The 17198-nt window shown below is 43.8% G+C and carries 15 protein-coding genes; 10 read left to right on the top strand and 5 right to left on the bottom strand.

Annotated features, from left to right (window positions below; all coding sequences use genetic code 11):
- Window positions 1-4: 4 nt before the first annotated feature.
- The 3 genes from rsxG to nth all read left to right on the top strand — a co-directional run bounded on the left by rsxG (window position 5) and on the right by nth (window position 2126).
- Window positions 5-634 carry an electron transport complex subunit RsxG gene (gene rsxG, locus AB6E85_RS13305; protein WP_012603532.1) on the top strand — a complete coding sequence of 210 codons (630 nt, stop codon included), beginning with the start codon at window positions 5-7 and terminating at the stop codon, window positions 632-634.
- A complete protein-coding gene (locus tag AB6E85_RS13300) occupies window positions 634-1326 on the top strand; it encodes an electron transport complex subunit E (protein WP_017099961.1) in 693 nt (230 codons plus the stop codon). The genes rsxG and AB6E85_RS13300 overlap by 1 nt, the downstream gene beginning before the upstream one ends.
- A gap of 164 nt (window positions 1327-1490) precedes the next feature.
- The gene (gene nth / locus AB6E85_RS13295; RefSeq protein WP_248401971.1) at window positions 1491-2126 is read left to right on the top strand and encodes an endonuclease III; all 636 of its coding nucleotides are present in this window, start codon (window positions 1491-1493) and stop codon (window positions 2124-2126) included.
- A gap of 181 nt (window positions 2127-2307) precedes the next feature.
- On the opposite strand, the gene AB6E85_RS13290 is transcribed toward nth, so the two are convergent.
- Complete coding sequence (locus tag AB6E85_RS13290) at window positions 2308-5061, bottom strand: cation-translocating P-type ATPase (protein WP_372142998.1); 2754 nt, start codon at window positions 5059-5061, stop codon at window positions 2308-2310.
- Between the two features lie 765 nt (window positions 5062-5826).
- On the opposite strand from AB6E85_RS13290, the gene gloA reads away from it, so the two are divergent.
- Window positions 5827-6243 (top strand): lactoylglutathione lyase, encoded by a 417-nt coding sequence (gene gloA / locus AB6E85_RS13285; protein WP_172379823.1) that lies wholly within the window; start codon window positions 5827-5829, stop codon window positions 6241-6243.
- Window positions 6244-6443: 200 nt separating this feature from the next.
- Window positions 6444-6878 (top strand): DUF2753 domain-containing protein, encoded by a 435-nt coding sequence (locus AB6E85_RS13280; protein WP_004734047.1) that lies wholly within the window; start codon window positions 6444-6446, stop codon window positions 6876-6878.
- 95 nt (window positions 6879-6973) lie between these two features.
- Here the strand turns inward: AB6E85_RS13280 and motY are convergent, their stop codons facing one another.
- Window positions 6974-7855, bottom strand: a complete 882-nt coding sequence (motY, locus tag AB6E85_RS13275) for a flagellar protein MotY (RefSeq protein WP_371724730.1) — start codon at window positions 7853-7855, stop codon at window positions 6974-6976.
- A 188-nt stretch (window positions 7856-8043) separates the two neighbouring features.
- Here motY and rnt point away from each other — a divergent pair, with 188 nt between their 5' ends.
- Window positions 8044-8688 (top strand): ribonuclease T, encoded by a 645-nt coding sequence (gene rnt / locus AB6E85_RS13270; protein ID WP_017061178.1) that lies wholly within the window; start codon window positions 8044-8046, stop codon window positions 8686-8688.
- A 65-nt stretch (window positions 8689-8753) separates the two neighbouring features.
- The gene (locus tag AB6E85_RS13265; RefSeq protein WP_029235135.1) at window positions 8754-10079 is read left to right on the top strand and encodes a Na+/H+ antiporter family protein; all 1326 of its coding nucleotides are present in this window, start codon (window positions 8754-8756) and stop codon (window positions 10077-10079) included.
- Between the two features lie 192 nt (window positions 10080-10271).
- On the opposite strand, the gene AB6E85_RS13260 is transcribed toward AB6E85_RS13265, so the two are convergent.
- Window positions 10272-10901 (bottom strand): DsbA family protein, encoded by a 630-nt coding sequence (locus tag AB6E85_RS13260; protein WP_048610518.1) that lies wholly within the window; start codon window positions 10899-10901, stop codon window positions 10272-10274.
- Window positions 10902-10999: 98 nt separating this feature from the next.
- Window positions 11000-11338, bottom strand: a complete 339-nt coding sequence (locus tag AB6E85_RS13255) for a Grx4 family monothiol glutaredoxin (protein WP_004741702.1) — start codon at window positions 11336-11338, stop codon at window positions 11000-11002.
- A gap of 269 nt (window positions 11339-11607) precedes the next feature.
- Here AB6E85_RS13255 and sodB point away from each other — a divergent pair, with 269 nt between their 5' ends.
- From sodB to AB6E85_RS13240, 3 genes are all read left to right on the top strand, one after another.
- Window positions 11608-12192 carry a superoxide dismutase [Fe] gene (gene sodB / locus AB6E85_RS13250; RefSeq protein WP_004734050.1) on the top strand — a complete coding sequence of 195 codons (585 nt, stop codon included), beginning with the start codon at window positions 11608-11610 and terminating at the stop codon, window positions 12190-12192.
- 246 nt (window positions 12193-12438) lie between these two features.
- On the top strand, window positions 12439-12942 hold the full coding sequence (locus tag AB6E85_RS13245; protein WP_261881426.1) for a VC2046/SO_2500 family protein: 504 nt from the start codon (window positions 12439-12441) through the stop codon (window positions 12940-12942).
- Between the two features lie 278 nt (window positions 12943-13220).
- Window positions 13221-13904: an SDR family oxidoreductase gene (locus AB6E85_RS13240; protein WP_048611559.1), complete on the top strand. Its 684-nt coding sequence runs from the start codon at window positions 13221-13223 to the stop codon at window positions 13902-13904.
- A gap of 186 nt (window positions 13905-14090) precedes the next feature.
- On the opposite strand, the gene adhE is transcribed toward AB6E85_RS13240, so the two are convergent.
- Window positions 14091-16796 carry a bifunctional acetaldehyde-CoA/alcohol dehydrogenase gene (gene adhE / locus AB6E85_RS13235; RefSeq protein WP_017056490.1) on the bottom strand — a complete coding sequence of 902 codons (2706 nt, stop codon included), beginning with the start codon at window positions 16794-16796 and terminating at the stop codon, window positions 14091-14093.
- Between the last annotated feature and the right edge of the window lie 402 nt (window positions 16797-17198).

The raw sequence follows: 17198 nt of genomic DNA, 5'->3' as shown, positions 1-17198 counted from the left end.
TACCATGCTAAATGCAATTAAGAAAAACGGCCTTGTACTCGCGATTTTTGCGTGTGCTTCGACGGGTTTGGTCGCGGTAACTCACTACCTGACCAAAGATCAGATTAAACAACAAGAACAGGCTCAGTTACTGTCTGTTCTTAACCAAGTGATCCCACACGATCTGCACGACAACGAGCTGTTTTCGTCTTGTACTTTGGTTCAAGCAGAAGAGCTTGGTACTGAGCAAGCGATGCCGGCTTACATTGCTAAAATCAATGGTGAGCCGAGTGCGATTGCGATCGAAGCGATTGCCCCAGACGGCTACAACGGCGCAATTAAAGTGATTGTTGGAATGAAGATCGACGGTACTATTTTAGGTACTCGCGTGCTTTCTCACCAAGAAACTCCAGGTTTGGGTGATAAGATTGATTTGCGTGTGAGTGATTGGATTCTTTCGTTTGCAGGCAAACAAGTAACAGATTCTAATCTTGACCGTTGGAAGGTTCGTAAAGACGGTGGTGACTTTGACCAGTTTACTGGCGCAACCATCACACCAAGAGCGGTCGTGAAGTCAGTCAAACAAGCGGTTCAATACGTTAATCAAAACAACCAAGCATTGCTTGCTCAACCTCTAAATTGTGGTGGTGAATAATGAGTGACCATAAAACACTGATCAAAAATGGCATGTGGGCCAATAACCCTGCCCTAGTGCAACTTCTTGGATTATGTCCGCTGCTGGCTGTATCGTCAACAGTCACTAACGCACTTGGGCTAGGCATTGCTACCTTGCTTGTACTGGTCGGCTCAAACGTTTCTGTTTCTTTGGTTCGTAATCATGTGCCAAAAGAAGTACGTATCCCAGTATTCGTAATGATCATTGCCTCGCTAGTAACGTGTGTTCAATTGCTGATGAACGCTTACGCCTATGGGCTTTACCTCTCTTTGGGTATCTTCATCCCGCTGATCGTAACCAACTGCATCATCATTGGTCGTGCGGAAGCCTTCGCTTCAAAAAATGAAGTGCTACCAGCGGCTCAAGATGGTTTCTGGATGGGTCTAGGCATGACATCAGTATTGGTCGTGTTAGGTGCGATGCGTGAGGTTATTGGTAACGGTACCCTATTTGATGGCGCAGACCTGCTGCTTGGTGACTGGGCTTCGGTGTTACGAATCCAGATATTCCAATTTGATAACAGCTTCTTGTTAGCCCTGCTTCCACCGGGTGCCTTCATTGGTGTTGGTTTCTTAATTGCTTTGAAAAACATTATCGATAACCAAGCAAAATCTAGACAACCAAAACAAGAAAAACCAGTCATTGAACGCGCTCGCGTTACCAATGCCTAATAAGTTAAATTAGCTTAAACCTCGCTGAGTTAGCTTAACCACTCAGCGGGGAAAATCAGATCTAAACAGTACATATAATAATGACGCTCATAAGAGCGCGTAACCGATGATAAAGCAGAAGCAATCCAAGCTTCATGCCCTAACTATTTGAAAGTAATGTCGCTATGAACAATGTAAAACGAGTAGAAATACTTGAGCGTTTAAGAGAAAACAATCCAAAGCCAGAGACTGAGCTTAACTGGAACAGCCCATTCGAACTGCTGATTGCCGTACTTTTATCAGCACAAGCAACCGATGTCAGCGTGAACAAGGCGACGGATAAGCTGTACCCTGTAGCCAACACTCCGCAAGCAATTTTCGACCTAGGTGTTGATGGCTTAAAAGAGTACATCAAGACCATCGGCCTATTTAATTCAAAAGCAGAAAACACCATCAAAACGTGTCGTATGCTGCTTGACTTACATAATGGTGAAGTACCGGAAGATCGCGCTGCATTAGAAGCCCTTCCAGGTGTTGGACGTAAAACAGCAAACGTAGTGTTAAATACCGCTTTCGGTTGGCCAACGATTGCCGTTGATACTCACATCTATCGTGTATCAAACCGCACTAAGCTAGCGATGGGTAAAACCGTCGACGATGTCGAAGTAAAGCTACTTAAAGTTATCCCAAAAGAATTCAAACTGGATGTCCACCATTGGCTCATTCTTCATGGACGTTACACCTGTGTCGCACGTAAACCACGCTGTGGCAGCTGTATCATTGAAGACCTATGTGAGTACAAAGAAAAGAGCGAAGATTAGTCTTTCCGTTCACAACGATTAATCAATACGGCAGCGCTTAAAGCGCTGCTTTTTTATTGCCACTCTCTAGAAGCAGCCTCTACATCAGTTTTCATTTCTAATTCTGCGTTCCCAAAGATAACAAGCATAAAAAATCCCGCCTTTTATGGCGGGATTCAATTATTTAGCTAAGAAGTCTGTCTTAGATAAACTTCACTTTAGTCACTTCTTTGATAGCAGATAGAACAAATGTTGGTACTGCTGCAATGAAGATTAACGATATTAAGTGATTAAACTCTAGTGCTTCTGTGCTGAATACCAGCTGGCCGAAGCTTGTGTAAACAACGCTTAAAGACAAGATAGCCGATACTGCCACCGCACCAAGTAGGTAGTGGTTAGTGAACGGATTCTTACGATAAATCGTTGTAAACGTACGTGCATCGAACAAGCTCCAAAGTTGAGCAAAGATCAGTGTTAAAAACGCAACAGTTTGTGCGTATTGAGCACTGTAACCACCGTCGAGTGCGTAAGAGAATGTCACAAAGCTCAGACCACCTAATGCGAGACCACGAGTTAGGATACGTGCGCCAAGACCATTAGAGAAGAAGCCTTGGTCACGTTTGCCTGGCTTACGCTCCATGAGATCTTTCTCTTCTGGCTCAACACCAAGTGCGAGTGCTGGTAGACCATCAGAAACGAGGTTAACCCATAAAATCATTAGTGGAGTTAGCGGAAGTACTACATCTGGTCCCATGAGTAGGAATGCAAATAGGATTACCGAAACCTCACCCACGTTCGCTGTAAGTGCTTGGCGGATAAACTTACGTAGGTTATCGAAAATTTGACGACCCTGACGTACCGCCTTCACGATAGTACTGAAGTTGTCATCCAACAGGATAAGGTCACCTGAGTCTTTCGCAACAGACGTACCAGTAATACCCATCGCAACACCAATGTCTGCACGACGCAGTGCTGGCGCATCGTTCACGCCGTCACCGGTCATAGAGGCAACTTCGTTGTTCTCTTGCTGCGCTTTTACGATACGCAGCTTGTGCTCTGGAGTAACACGTGCAAATACTGCAACCTGAGAACAGATAGACAACAGCTTCTCGTCATCCATTTGGTCAAGCTCAGCACCCGTTACCACTAGATCGTCTTCGCTACGGATGATTCCGATTTCACGAGCAATCGCTGCTGCCGTGACTGCGTGGTCACCGGTAATCATTACCGTACGAACACCAGCGCTATAACAGCTATTTACTGCATCACGCACTTCTGGACGTGGTGGATCCATGATGCCATAGATACCCAGGATGCTGACGTCTTTTTCAAGCTCAGGGAAATCTAACTCAAGCTCTTCTTCTTTTAATTCACGGAAACCAACGGCAAGTGTACGCAGAGCATCACCACCAAAGGTTTGGATTGCCGCTTCAAAGTCTAAATGAAGTTCTTGAGACGGTGCGGTATCGAGAGCCAAGTTGCCTGAAACTTCACAGCCAACCGTTGGTACGAAACCACCGTCAACCATGAAGCTGGTTGATTTACCAAGAACAACATCTGGCGCGCCTTTCAATGCTAGGAAGTGCTTACCTTGTGGATCACGAACGATAACAGAAGCCATCTTACGACCAGAATCGAACGGGAACTTCTTAACAATTGAGTAGCCACCCGTTGATAGCATTTCATCTTGTTTAAGACCTGCTTTTGCAGCTGCAACAATTAGTGCACCTTCTGTCGGGTTGCCACGAACCGTCCATTTACCATCAGCATTTACATATTCAGCATCGTTACAAAGTGTTGCAACAACAAGACCTTTCATCATTGCAGGGCTGTTTGTCGCTTCGACATTGTGACCTTTGGTAATGAATTCACCCTTAGGATCAAAACCTTTACCTGATACATCCCAGTAACGACCAGACACATCGTACGCTTTCATTACCTGCATTTGGTTTTGTGTTAGCGTACCGGTTTTATCTGAACAGATAACGGTTGTAGAACCAAGCGTTTCGATTGCTGCTAGCTGTTTAGCCAAAGCATTATTCTTAACCATCTTAGTCGAGCCCATCGTTAATACGATAGTAACCACCGTTGGTAAGCCTTCAGGAATAGCGGCAACCGATAAAGAGATACCTGTTGTTAGGATTTCTAACCATGGCATACCGTGGTAAACACCGATAGCACAAACAATAGCAACAACCACAAGAGCAACAACCAATAACGCGAGTGCGATGGTGTCCATACGCTCTTGCATTGGTGTTTTCGTCTCTTCCGTTTGGTTCATCATATCAGCGATGTGACCAACTTCAGTTTGCATACCTGTGCTTGTTACAACAGCAAGGCCTGTACCTGTAGTCACGATTGTTGTCATGAAGCCCATGTTCTTCTGATCGCCAAGACCAAGGGTCTCATCTTCAAGGCGTTCAGACTGCTTGTTCACTGGCTCAGATTCACCGGTCAGTGCAGCCTCATCTACCGTCAGACGGTTTGACTCAAGAATACGAACATCAGCAGGCAGAATATCGCCGGTATTAATTTTGATGATGTCACCAGAAACGAGGGTTTTAGCTGGAACACTGATCCATTTACCATCGCGCATCACTTCGGCTTCTGGAGCTGCCATTTCTTTTAGCGCTTCCATCCCTTTCTGAGCTTTAAATTCTTGCCAGAACGCGATACCAGTATTGATAAGGATAATCACTGCAATAGCAATAGCATCAATCGCGTGGCCAGTAGACCAAGAAACGATTGCACCAACAGCTAGAATAAAAATCAGTGGGTTTTTATATTGATGAATATACAGTTCCCACGCAGAAGCTGACTCTTGTGCAGTCAGTTCGTTAGTGCCGTGCTTCTCTAAGCGTGCATCCGCTTCAGAAGTTGATAAACCTGTCGTTTGATCTGCGTTCAGTTCGTTTAAAACATCTGAACTTTGTTGTGTAAACCATTTACTCGTCATTTGAGTACTCCACATCAAATGCCTCACGCCGAGGCTAATGTAATAAAATAATACTTATTCTTATATGATAGAAAAATCGCACAAATCAAAAGTGAATATTTAATCGATTTGGTGCGCTTGAAAAACTATATAGTAAGGATTGTCTATTTAGCAAAGATCGCAAAAGATACACTTGATACACACTTGACAACTACTTTGAAAACACAACCACATCAAACATAAAACATAAAACAAACAATACAAGCCCAAACTATTGTTAAAAAAAGATAAGTACAAAAAATAGACACCCTTTGAACTTTCGTGAAAACCATTGGTTATTAGCGTATTTTATCGAAAATTCCTTAATAACGAAGTAAAGCATCGGAATAACCTTTCTATAAACAGGGATATGTTGGCGTAATCATAAATTGATAAAATGGAAAGTTAGATGCCAATTGTAAAAACGAAAGGAAATCAGCAACAAGATGGAGATATAAGTCACAATTCAACAACCAAGGTCATTCTTGGCCATTACAAAAAAGACCAACACTCAAACTTACTATTTATGCAAAACTGCAAATTAAGTGCTAGTGACTGACAAATTAATAAGGCCGTTTCCCTTTGATTTCTTGTAATACAAATAAGAAAAAGGTAGAGGGGGAGAGTAAGATAGATGATGAGAATAAGAAAATATGACCAAACTCATCATCTCTTTGGTGTTGCTTATGAGCTTGCTCATATATAGTGCTATAAAAGAAACAACCAATAACAAGCTAGGAGCAAATCATGTCAAACGGTCGTATTTTACACACCATGCTACGCGTGGGTGATCTAGACAAGTCTATCGAGTTCTACACCAATGTAATGGGTATGCAGCTATTACGTAAGAACGAAAACAAAGAGTACAAATACACACTGGCTTTCGTTGGCTTTGGCGACGAATCTCAAGGCGCAGTGATTGAGCTGACTTACAACTGGGGCACCACGGAATACGATCTTGGCTCTGCTTTTGGTCACGTTGCTATCGGTGTTGATGACATCTACACAACGTGTGATGCGATTAAAGCCGCTGGCGGCAACGTAACGCGAGAAGCGGGTCCGGTTAAAGGCGGCTCTACACACATTGCGTTCGTTAAAGATCCTGATGGCTACATGATTGAGCTGATTCAGAACAAACAAGCAAGCGCAGGTCTAGAAGGTTAATTCCTTAACCTCTTTGAGAAGTTGAGTTTGAACGCCTGATGAAATGAAAAAAGAAGTGAGCACTATGCTCGCTTCTTTTTTATCACTCTCCACATAATCGATATGCTTCACCAATTATTCTTAACAATCTCATTGATGAAACTTTACATGATAATGATTATCATTTAAATTAACCACCTATTGATTAATGAGGTAATACAATGATTAGCGAATGGGAAAAACACACGTTACTCGCCGATACGGCATTGCAGCTCGATGATCCTGTACGAAGTATTCTTCACTATCAGCAAGCATTGAACTTAAGCGAAGAAATTACAGAACGTACCGATATTCAGGCCGATGAACGCCTACTTATCTCGGTGATTTCTTGCCACAATCTTGCTCAATTCTGGCGTTGGGCTGGCGACACTGAATACGAGCTCAAGTATCTTCAACTGGCTTCCGAAAAGGTACTCACACTGATCCCTCAGTGCCCTAATACTCAATGTTCAAGCTTTATCGATTCTATTGGTTGCTGTAAAAAAGCGCTGATCGATTTCATGAAACGCCACCCAAACCCTAAAATTGCCTCTATGGTGGAGAAGATCGATACCGCGACCAACTGTGAAATGATCGCCCGCTTCCGCTTGAACTAAACAAGTTACGTCCAAACAACGACTCCAAATTTAAAACATAAAAAAGCCCGTCATCAAGACGGGCTTTGTCATTTCAAAACAAGCTATTGTTTAGCTTAAACCTGTGTACGACCTAAAGAGATCACAACGCGTCGGTTCTTATCTTTACCAATTGGCGAGTTATTGTCTGCAATCGGACGACGCTTACCATAGCCTTGTACTTGAATACGATCTTCTGGCAGGCCTAGAGATTTGAAGTACTCTCTTAACGATTCCGCTCTGCGCTCTGAAAGGTTTTGGCTAATCCCTTTGCTGTCGACAGAGTCGGTGTACGTTGCCACTAGCACAAGGTCGATGTCTTGGTTATAGCGAACGTAATCGGCAATCTGGCTCAGCCTTTTGCGCGACGACTTGTTCAGCTGATCGCTGTTGCGGTCGTAATGCAAAATAGTGAAAGAGATATCTTCAAAGCTATAAGGCAGCAGGTTAGCAACACAGTCACTAAACACATTATATTTTTCTTGGAACAACACCGACGACAACGACACTTCGATACGTTGATCTCGGCTCTGCCACTCTTGGTAGCTGAATGTCGGATAACGCCCTTTCTCCAACTCACTCAAGATGCCCCAAGCTGTTTGACCGCCGACATAGCCATCAAATTGTTGGAAGAACTTAATGGTTGTCATGCGATCAGCACTTTCACCCGGACGCCAAGGTGGCGGCATAGAGATCAAGCTTACATTGCGCGTCGCACCCATTGGGCGGCGCATTTTAAGCTCAAAGTCCAAAATAATTTTTTTGCTCGCGCGAGATGAGAACTCAGCATCACCAAAGTTTGGAATTGGGTGGACCAAGCGACATTCAAGTGGCGTGTTGGCCACCATCTCCCATGTCGACTGTTGAGGAGATGCTCCGTAACGCTTTTCTTGTGCGATGACCGATGATGACACAAGTAGCGAAAATAGCATTGAACCTGTTATGAGTTGTTTCTTCATAAAGTGGAGTATCTCTTAAGCAATTCGTTTAACAATGCAGCCAATTGCCGCATTTTTCTCTCACGTTTAAATATGCAATTATCAAGCCGTAATAGGTTAGGTAATTTATGATTTATTGCCCTTCCCTAGTTTTTATCACTGCTATTATCTGCAATAATGCAGCCTTAATCACACTTATTTGGGCTAACATGACTGTAGAAAACGAAGCTCTGACCCTAAAAAAACGCTTTCGTGGCTATTTTCCAGTGGTCATCGACGTGGAAACCGCAGGGTTTAACGCTGAAACCGATGCATTATTAGAAATCTGTGCCATTACATTAAAAATGGATGAGAACGGAGATCTGCACCCTGCATCAACGCTTCATTTTCACATTGAGCCTTTTGAAGGCGCAAATATAGAGCAGGCAGCATTAGACTTTAACGGAATTAAAGACCCATTTAGCCCATTACGTGGTGCTGTGTCGGAACAAGAAGCCCTTAAAGAAATCTACAAGCTAGTGAGAAAAGAACAAAAAGCTTCAGATTGCAGTCGCGCAATCATGGTTGCTCACAACGCTACATTCGATTTGAACTTCGTTAATGCGGCAAGTGAGCGCTGTAAGCTTAAACGCGTCCCTTTCCATCCATTTGCTACTTTTGACACTGCAGCTCTTAGTGGTCTTGCCTACGGTCAAACCGTTTTGGCTAAAGCTTGCCGCACTGCAGGGATGGAATTTGACAACAAAGAAGCACACTCTGCTTTGTATGATACGCAAAAAACCACAGAGTTATTTTGCGGCATTGTAAACAAATGGAAAGCCCTTGGTGGTTGGCCTCTTGTTGACGAAGAATAAAAAATAGAGTCGGTAAACGTTTTTTCGTATTGCCTTCATAAAAAACACAACATCCCGAGAATAATATGAATCCTGTTGTAATTTCAGTTTGCATCATGCTTGTTTTAGCTTTGATGCGCGTAAACGTAGTCGTTGCTCTGACGTTCAGTGCAATTATCGGTGGCGTAGCCTCTGGTATGAGCTTGAACGACGCAGTCGCGGCTTTCGAAAGTGGATTAGGCGGCGGTGCAACGATTGCACTTAGCTACGCTATGCTTGGTACATTCGCTGTTGCTATCTCACGTTCTGGTATCACAGATCTCCTTGCTCAAAGTGTTATCAAACGCATTCACGGCAAAGAGAACAGTGCAGCATCGACTGGTCTTAAATACGGCATGCTTGCGTCGTTGATCTTAGTGACCATGTCTTCGCAAAACGTGATTCCAGTACATATCGCCTTCATCCCAATCTTAATCCCACCTCTACTAGGCGTATTCGCAAAAATGAACCTAGACCGTCGTCTGGTTGCGTGTGTACTTACTTTTGGTCTGATTACGCCTTACATGGTGTTACCAATTGGTTTTGGCGGCATCTTCCTAAACAACATCCTGCTTAAAAACCTTCACGACAATGGTCTTGAAAACGTTGTAGCAAGCCAAGTACCTATGGCAATGTTGTTACCAGCAGCAGGCATGATCTTCGGTCTTCTTACTGCAGTATTCTTTACTTACCGTAAGCCTCGCCAATACAAAGAAACCTCTCACACTGTTGTTTCAACAGAAGTGAAAGAGATCAACAAGAAGCACATCCTAGTTGCAGCAGCGGGTATCGTAGCAGCGCTAACAGTTCAACTGTCGACGGGTTCTATGATCATCGGTGCTCTAGCGGGTTTCATGGTATTTACCTTCGGTGGCGTTATTGCTTGGAAAGAGACACAAGATGTTTTCACCAAGGGCGTTCACATGATGGCAATGATCGGTTTCATCATGATTGCAGCGGCAGGTTTCGCAGCAGTAATGAAGCAAACTGGTGGCGTTGAATCTCTGGTTGAAGCACTTTCAACAAGCATCGGCGACAACAAGCCTCTAGCAGCACTGCTTATGCTCATCGTTGGTCTATTGGTTACTATGGGCATTGGTTCTTCGTTCTCTACGATTCCAATCCTTGCAACTATCTACGTTCCACTAGCAGCAGCATTTGGCTTCTCTCCTATGGCAACAATCGCTCTAGTAGGTACAGCTGCAGCACTTGGTGATGCGGGCTCTCCGGCTTCTGACTCAACATTAGGTCCAACGTCTGGTCTAAATGCTGATGGTCAACACGAGCACGTTTGGGAAACCGTAGTACCGACGTTCCTGCACTACAACATCCCGCTGATCGTATTCGGCTGGATTGCAGCCATGGTTCTGTAATTAGGTTCTGTAGTTAAAGAACCCTAAGATAACTTTTATAAAGACCGCCTCGTGCGGTCTTTTTGGCTCTGGGATTCGTTTCACTCTTTCTTCCTCTCACTCTCAATGAACAAGCGACACCAAACAAAAAAGGCTTACTCTTATGAGTAAGCCTTATAAATCATTGCGTCAATACAGACAACTCTCGCTGAATTATGCAGCGGGAGCATTACTCACAAGAATTTCGCGAATAGACTTAAGCGTCGCTTCCGTTGAATGGTAATCCAATTCAACTTCACTAAAGATGCCGTTCACTTCAAGCATTAAGGTCGGGTAAGAAAATACTCCCATCGCTTCTTTAAAGCCTAACTGGTCATCTAACTCACTTTCCAATAACTTGCTAGAAAGGTCATTTTCAAATTGTTGAACATTCATACCTAGCTCTTCAGCCAACTGCAAATGCGTATCTTGGCTATGAGGCAGCATCGCACGAAGGTAGTAAGCATGTTGAATCGCTTCAAGCATCGCCTCGTAGTGGTCTTGAAAACCAGCGGCAATCACAGCACGGCACGCAGGGTAAGTACTGCGAACAGGTTGGCACTCAGTCCAAAACTCATGGTTAAACTCAGTACCTAGCTTAGCTTCGATCTGCTTCCAAATCGCTTGCAGCTTGCCTTTCATCTCTTCTGACATTGGCTCATCAGAATCCGGGGCTAAACCACCCACTACATAGTTAAACTCAATGCTCGCAGGCAATTGTTGTTTCAATAACTCAAGTGTTGGCTTGTAACCCCAACACCAGCTGCACATTGGATCATGCACATAATGAAGTTTTACGTTCATTGTTCATTCCTTATCGAGTCAATGATTCGATCAATTCAAACAAAAAAGGAGCCTAATTAAGGCCCCTCATTTTAACTATTCAGCGCAAAGGCTAGAACTTATTCAGCGTCATCGCCAGCAACTTTAGCCGCTGCTTCTTTGATGATTGGCTGAAGTTCGCCTTTTTGGAACATCTCAAGAATGATGTCACAACCACCGATTAGCTCACCTTCAACCCAAAGTTGTGGGAAAGTTGGCCATTGTGCGTAAGCAGGAAGCTCTGCACGGATATCAGGGTTTTGTAGGATATCTACATAAGCAAATTTTTCGCCACATGCCATTAGAGCTTGAGACGCTTGAGAAGAGAAACCACAGCTAGGTAGCTTAGGAGAACCTTTCATGTACAGTAGAATAGTGTTTTCTTCAATTTGCTGTTTGATTTTATCGATAGTTTCCATTGCTTCCTCGTTAATGGATTACGGCTTTTATTGCCTTTATTCTACCCCAAACTAAAAGAATAAAAACCATATAAAAAAAGCGGTTAACAAGCTAAGCTAACAATTCACACAAAAGTAATGAAATAAGCTTTTAATAAAGTAAAAACTTGCTAAACTATATCGCAAGTCAGCAAATTGACCATGGTTGGCAGTATAGCGAGCCATGAATAATAATATCACTGGAAGCAATCGAAAGAGTTAACTCTTTCATATCAATGGAGAATTGAGCAATGGCATTTGAACTACCGGCTCTTCCTTACGCGAAAGACGCGCTAGAACCACACATCTCAGCAGAAACGCTAGATTTCCACCACGGTAAGCACCACAACACTTACGTTGTTAAGCTAAACGGTCTTATCCCAGGTACTGAGTTTGAAGGCAAAACACTAGAAGAGATCGTTAAGACTTCTACTGGTGGTGTTTTCAATAACGCTGCTCAAATCTGGAACCACACGTTCTACTGGCACTGTCTTGCTCCTAAAGCAGGCGGCGAACCAACTGGCGCTGTTGCAGAAGCTATCAACGCTGCATTCGGTTCTTTCGAAGAATTCAAAGCGAAATTCACTGATTCAGCAATCAACAACTTCGGTTCTTCTTGGACTTGGTTAGTTAAGAAAGCTGACGGTTCTCTAGACATCGTTAACACTTCTAACGCTGCTACTCCTCTAACAGAAGAAGGTGTTACTCCACTTCTAACTGTTGACCTATGGGAACACGCTTACTACATCGATTTCCGCAATGTTCGCCCTGACTACATGGCTGCATTCTGGAACCTAGTAAACTGGTCTTTCGTAGAAGAGAACCTAGCTAAGTAATTATTGCTTACGCTGCGCTATTTATAGCGAGTTATCTATTGAAAGCTCATGCCTCGGCGTGAGCTTTTTTGTATCTGTCGCATTCCACAAAATCTAGGCATCTCGTAGAAAACCGTCAATAGAGATTACTTCTCGACCTATTTATAACCTTGTTCCCTACTCTGCATAAATTCTCTATTTGCCTGTAATTAAACACTAAAGTTTGCCGACTCCATGCCGTTAAAGGTGTATCCAATGAGAGGCGACATGCAAATACATACTTTAGACAAAGCAGGAATCATCAACGAACTGAAGTTCGGCATCGGGATCAGCCAAGCGGTTGAGCAAGGTCGCCGTGCAGATTTCGCGTTGCTGTTATCTATGTTTTCTAATGATGTCCGTGATTGCACGCCAATTGACACCATTGAAATCACAGAGACAAATGAAGATCGCCTGCGCAAACAATTTGGCGTAGCAGAACCTCAACAACTGCGTTCAAACCAATCTTCGTATGAGATTTCAGCTCAGCAATCTAATCATTTTCATCAAGCTAGCCTTGCTAGCGCCAAGCTCAGCCATTACTTGAAACCCGAAGCGCTTGCCTTCATGCCTGAAGATACGGCCGACTTACCCGAAGAGGTTTACCAGAACCTTTCTGGTCATGACCGACGCAAACTTGCCAACAAGCATTTACCTGATTTGCCACATGCCACGCTCTACAATGAACTAACAACCGCGCAACGTCAGTATCAAATTCAAGCTCAAGTATAGCGGTCACCTACCTTTCCCTTTTTCGCTGTCTCTCCATAGCTCTTCTTCGACTAACTCGCACACTTAAAAGTATTCACATGAATGATATGAACCACCAGCCTTAGGCAACCTAAAAACACCAGATGTCGGTTACCGCTTGAAGTTACTACAAAATGTGACGTGCCACTAAGTTCATAAAAACTTATTATTTGGCGCACCTTAGTTTGAACCAATTCACACCCATTGTATAAAATTTAACCCATCCTTATCCGACATGGACGATTTGTTTAGGTACTGGGATGGAAATAAAAAGCTCAATCATATTGGTGACATCTGCCGGCTCGCGACTGGGAGGGACGATTGCGAACCACTTTGTTAACCTTGGAGCCACCGTCATCCTTTGTGATAAAGACACGGAAGCACTTCAGGCGACGTATCTACAGTGTGCCCGGTTTTCTGACTCTGTTTACCACTACACGCTCAAAGGCAATGACAGCCAAGCGATTCTCAGCGTATATGATTTTATTCAAACCACCTTCAACACGACACCCGATGTGCTGGTCAATAACTGGATAAGCTCCCCAATGCCTAGCCTAATTGGCGATCAGCCTGTGAGCAGCTTTATTAATGATCTCTCATCGATGGCATCGACCCTGTTCGCATTTGGGCAAATCAGTGCTGAGAGATTACGAGAAGAAGATAAAGAAGGCGTGATTGTGAATGTGATATCTCATGATGACTTTCACGATGTGTCCGGCTTAGAGAGCGCAAACTCAATGATCACTGGCTTTACCCATAGTTGGGCGAAAGAGCTGACTCCCTTTGGTATTCGAGTCGGTGGCGTTGTTCCCGCCGTTCATAACTCCGATGGTAAGCTCAACCGATGTCACTGGGCGCAGCTGCAAGACGAGTTGACTCGAACCACTGAATACATTGTCTCGAATGACTACTTCAGTGGGCGAGTTGTCGCGGCAGAGGTTTAACTCTCTACTCCAAGTGAACATGACTGGCTCAGCTCATATTGAGTAACAGAGCTACTGCCTTTCAATCTGTTTTACAAACGAACCAAACATAAAAAAAGCCCCAGTCTCTCGACTGGGGCTTTCATCTTTTCCCGATAGATAAGGTTCGTGCTAGCGAAAACTTATCTCAAAACTAATGCTTACTTATTATGCGTTAGCTTTTTCTTTTTTAGCTTTTGGCGCTTTCGCTTCAGCTGGCTTTTGGTCTGCTTTCTTAAGGATAACTGTAGTACCTTCGAAAGTTTCGCCTTCAACGTATGGTTGGCCGAAGTAAGAAGTTGTTAGCACTTCTTTTAGCTCAGTGATTAGAGGGTAACGTGGGTTAGCACCTGTACACTGGTCATCGAACGCTTCAACAGCTAGCTCGTCTAGTTTAGCGATGAAGTCAGACTCGTTAACACCCGCAGCTTGGATAGATAGTGGGATGTCTAGGTCAACTTTAAGCTCTTCTAACCAAGTCAGTAGACGTTCAATCTTCTGAGCAGTACGGTCGCCAGCTTGGCTTAGGCCTAGGTGGTCAGCAACTTCAGCGTAACGACGACGTGCTTGTGGACGGTCGTACTGAGAGAATGCAGTCTGCTTAGTTGGGTTATCGTTCGCGTTGTAACGTACAACGTTTGAGATAAGTAGTGCGTTAGCAAGACCGTGTGGTAGGTGGAACTCAGCACCAATTTTGTGAGCCATTGAGTGACACACACCTAGGAATGCGTTCGCAAATGCTACACCAGCGATAGTTGCTGCGTTGTGTACTTTCTCACGAGCGATTGGGTCAGCCGCACCATTTTTGTAGCTTGATGGTAGGTATTCTTTAAGCATCTTAAGTGCTTGAAGAGCTTGACCGTCTGAGTACTCGTTCGCTAGAACAGATACGTAAGCTTCAAGAGCGTGAGTTACTGCATCGTAACCACCGAACGCTGTAAGAGACTTAGGCATGTTCATTACTAGGTTCGCATCAACGATAGCCATGTTTGGCGTGATTTCGTAATCAGCTAGTGGGTATTTAGCGCCAGTCTTGTCGTCTGTAACAACAGCGAATGGAGTAACCTCTGAACCCGTACCTGAAGTTGTAGTGATACATACAAGCTCAGCTTTTTGACCCATTTTAGGGAACTTGTAGATACGTTTACGGATGTCCATAAAGCGCATTGCTAGTTCTTCGAAGTGAGTTTCTGGGTGCTCGTACATAACCCACATGATCTTAGCAGCATCCATTGGAGAACCGCCACCTAGAGCAAGGATTACGTCAGGTTGGAAGCTCTTCATTGCTTCAGCGCCTTTCTCAACAACAGATAGCGTTGGATCCGCTTCTACGTCGAAGAAAGTTTGAACTTCAATGCCTTGTGCTTTAAGCAGGCTAACTACGTCATCTGCGTAACCGTTGTTGAATAGGAAACGGTCAGTTACTAGGAATGCGCGTTTCTTACCTTCTAGGTCGCTCATTGCGATTGGAAGGCTACCACGACGGAAGTAGATAGACTTAGGTAGTTTGTGCCACAACATATTTTCAGCTCGCTTCGCTACAGTTTTCTTGTTGATAAGGTGCTTAGGACCTACGTTCTCAGAGATAGAGTTACCACCCCATGAACCACAACCTAGAGTTAGAGAAGGTGCAACGTTGAAGTTGTACAGGTCACCGATACCACCGTGAGTAGTCGGGATGTTGATTAGGATACGAGCAGTCTTCATCTTGTCACCGAAGTAACGGATGCGGTCTGCGTTAGTATCTTGGTTAGTGTAAAGACCAGATGTGTGACCGATACCACCGATTTCAACCATAGTTACCGCTTGAGCAACTGCGTCTTCGAAGTCGTCTGCGCGGAATAGACCTAGAGTTGGAGATAGTTTCTCGTGAGCGAATTCGTCATCGTAAGAAACTTTACCAAGGCCTTCACCTACAAGTACTTTTGTATCAGCAGGAACTTTAACACCAGCCATTTCAGCGATTGCTGGAGCAGGTTGACCTACGATTTTAGCGTTTAGGTTGCCGTCGATAAGCAGAACTTTACGTACTTTATCAGCGTCAGCTTTAGATAGAACGTGAGCTTTGTGAGAAGCGAAACGCTCTTTCACTTCGTCGTATACTTCACCAACAACGATTGCAGCTTGCTCAGAAGCACATACTACGCCGTTATCGAAAGTCTTAGACATAAGGATAGATGCTACAGCACGTTTGATGTCAGCTGTTTCATCGATAACTACAGGAACGTTACCAGCACCAACACCGATAGCAGGCTTACCAGAAGAGTATGCTGCTTTAACCATGCCTGGACCACCAGTAGCAAGGATAAGTGCGATACCGTCGTGCTTCATAAGCGCGTTAGAAAGCTCTACAGATGGTTGGTCGATCCAACCGATGATGTCTCTTGGAGCACCAGCTGCAACAGCTGCGTCTAGTACTAGTTTCGCTGCGTCGTTAGTTGAGTTCTTTGCACGTGGGTGTGGCGAGAAGATGATGCCGTTACGTGTCTTAAGAGAAATTAGAGATTTGAAGATTGCTGTAGAAGTTGGGTTCGTTGTTGGAACGATACCACAGATGATACCTACAGGCTCAGCGATAGTCATTGTGCCTAGGTTGTCATCTTCTTCTAAGATGCCACATGTTTTTTCGTCTTTGTATTTGTTGTAGATAAATTCAGATGCAAAGTGGTTTTTGATAACCTTATCTTCAACAATACCCATTCCAGATTCAGCAACTGCTTGTTGAGCAAGTGGAATACGAGCGTGGTTAGCAGCAAGAGAAGCTGCGCGGAAGATTGCGTCTACTTTCTCTTGAGAGAATGTTGCAAACTCTTCTTGTGCTGCTTTAACGCGAGCTACTAGAGCATCAAGTTCCGCTAAGTTAGTTACAGGCATGGTGGATCTCCTAAAATAATAAATATTAAAAACTTTTTATTAAATTCGCTGCTTGCCTTTAACCTTAAACATCAGCGTTCTTAGTAAATTGCTTTCAGGGCTGAGTATATTATTTCACAGTGTGAAAAAAATTGACCCAGATCAGTTACCCAAAAATAATTAACCAGAAAGTAGTAAGGCAATCGCAAAAATGAACCTAAGAGCATGATTTATATAGATTAAACTCACACTTTTCGTTCGCACAAAAAACAAGCAAACAGACAATTTTTTTCTACATAGCGTAATAAACTGTAAAAAAGTTTCATTTTTAGTCCGTTAAATTACATGTATACAGCTATATTCGTGCTACTGAGAGTATATCCATACCGTTGCACGGGCTAGATTCTGACATAATTTTTATTA

Source organism: Vibrio sp. 10N.247.311.51, from assembly GCF_041467855.1.
Taxonomy (GTDB): domain Bacteria; phylum Pseudomonadota; class Gammaproteobacteria; order Enterobacterales; family Vibrionaceae; genus Vibrio; species Vibrio coralliirubri.
This window is presented reverse-complemented; position numbering and strand designations above follow the sequence as displayed.